Origin of the sequence: Clostridium sp. BSD2780061688st1 H5 (assembly GCF_005845155.1) — a bacterium.
In the GTDB taxonomy this organism is placed as follows: domain Bacteria; phylum Bacillota; class Clostridia; order Lachnospirales; family Lachnospiraceae; genus Claveliimonas; species Claveliimonas intestinigallinarum.
Genome location: NZ_SPGT01000049.1, coordinates 3449 through 5340, shown reverse-complemented (window position 1 = coordinate 5340; position 1892 = coordinate 3449). Strand labels below are relative to the sequence as shown.

Annotated in this window: 2 rRNA genes; both read left to right on the top strand. The window is 53.0% G+C overall.

Annotated elements, in window-relative coordinates:
• The first annotated feature begins 157 nt into the window (after positions 1 to 157).
• A 16S ribosomal RNA gene (locus FGQ86_RS15915) occupies positions 158 to 1692 on the top strand.
• A gap of 72 nt (positions 1693 to 1764) precedes the next feature.
• Positions 1765 to 1882 (top strand): 5S ribosomal RNA (gene rrf, locus FGQ86_RS15910).
• The last annotated feature ends 10 nt before the right edge of the window (positions 1883 to 1892 follow it).

Genomic DNA, 1892 nt, shown 5'->3' with positions numbered 1-1892 from the left:
AAAGAACCTTGATAACTGAACAATAGACAACGACCCTGAAAATTTCTAAGAGAAATATTCAGAACGGAAATCAGACCGAGCAAAAGCGAAGGTCTGATGCCAACAGTAAATAACGGGATGGGAAAGCTAGTAGTTTTCCTGACCGAGAGAGAACTTTTTTTACGAGAGTTTGATCCTGGCTCAGGATGAACGCTGGCGGCGTGCTTAACACATGCAAGTCGAGCGAAGCACTTACTTTGGATTTCTTCGGAATGACGAGGTATTTGACTGAGCGGCGGACGGGTGAGTAACGCGTGGGCAACCTGCCTCACACAGGGGGATAACAGTTAGAAATGACTGCTAATACCGCATAAGACCACAGCACCGCATGGTGCAGGGGTAAAAACTCCGGTGGTGTGAGATGGGCCCGCGTCTGATTAGGTAGTTGGTGCGGTAACGGCGCACCAAGCCGACGATCAGTAGCCGACCTGAGAGGGCGACCGGCCACATTGGGACTGAGACACGGCCCAAACTCCTACGGGAGGCAGCAGTGGGGAATATTGCACAATGGGGGAAACCCTGATGCAGCGACGCCGCGTGAAGGATGAAGTATTTCGGTATGTAAACTTCTATCAGCAGGGAAGAAAATGACGGTACCTGACTAAGAAGCCCCGGCTAACTACGTGCCAGCAGCCGCGGTAATACGTAGGGGGCAAGCGTTATCCGGATTTACTGGGTGTAAAGGGAGCGTAGACGGCTGTGCAAGTCTGGAGTGAAAACCCGGGGCTCAACCCCGGGATTGCTTTGGAAACTGTGTAGCTGGAGTACCGGAGAGGCAAGTGGAATTCCTAGTGTAGCGGTGAAATGCGTAGATATTAGGAGGAACACCAGTGGCGAAGGCGGCTTGCTGGACGGTAACTGACGTTGAGGCTCGAAAGCGTGGGGAGCAAACAGGATTAGATACCCTGGTAGTCCACGCCGTAAACGATGACTACTAGGTGTCGGTGAGCAAAGCTCATCGGTGCCGCAGCTAACGCAATAAGTAGTCCACCTGGGGAGTACGTTCGCAAGAATGAAACTCAAAGGAATTGACGGGGACCCGCACAAGCGGTGGAGCATGTGGTTTAATTCGAAGCAACGCGAAGAACCTTACCTGGTCTTGACATCCCTCTGACCGGCAAGTAATGTTGCCTTTCCTTCGGGACAGAGGAGACAGGTGGTGCATGGTTGTCGTCAGCTCGTGTCGTGAGATGTTGGGTTAAGTCCCGCAACGAGCGCAACCCTTACCTTCAGTAACCAGCACGTAATGGTGGGGACTCTGGAGGGACTGCCAGGGACAACCTGGAGGAAGGTGGGGATGACGTCAAATCATCATGCCCCTTATGACCAGGGCTACACACGTGCTACAATGGCGTAAACAAAGAGAGGCGAGGCTGTGAAGCGGAGCAAATCTCAAAAATAACGTCTCAGTTCGGATTGTAGTCTGCAACTCGACTACATGAAGCTGGAATCGCTAGTAATCGCGAATCAGAATGTCGCGGTGAATACGTTCCCGGGTCTTGTACACACCGCCCGTCACACCATGGGAGTTGGTAACGCCCGAAGTCAGTGACCCAACCTTTACGGAGGGAGCTGCCGAAGGCGGGACCGGTAACTGGGGTGAAGTCGTAACAAGGTAGCCGTATCGGAAGGTGCGGCTGGATCACCTCCTTTCTAAGGAAAAGAAGAAGTAAGGGCTGTTGTCTATTGTTGAGTTATCAAGCTGTCAAAAGCAGATGACTTGCTGCTGGTGGCGATGCGCCCGGGGGAAACACCCGTACCCATCCCGAACACGATGGTTAAGCCCCGGGAGGCCGATGGTACTGCACTGGAGACGGTGTGGGAGAGCAGGTGGCCGCCAGCATTAAAAAAGG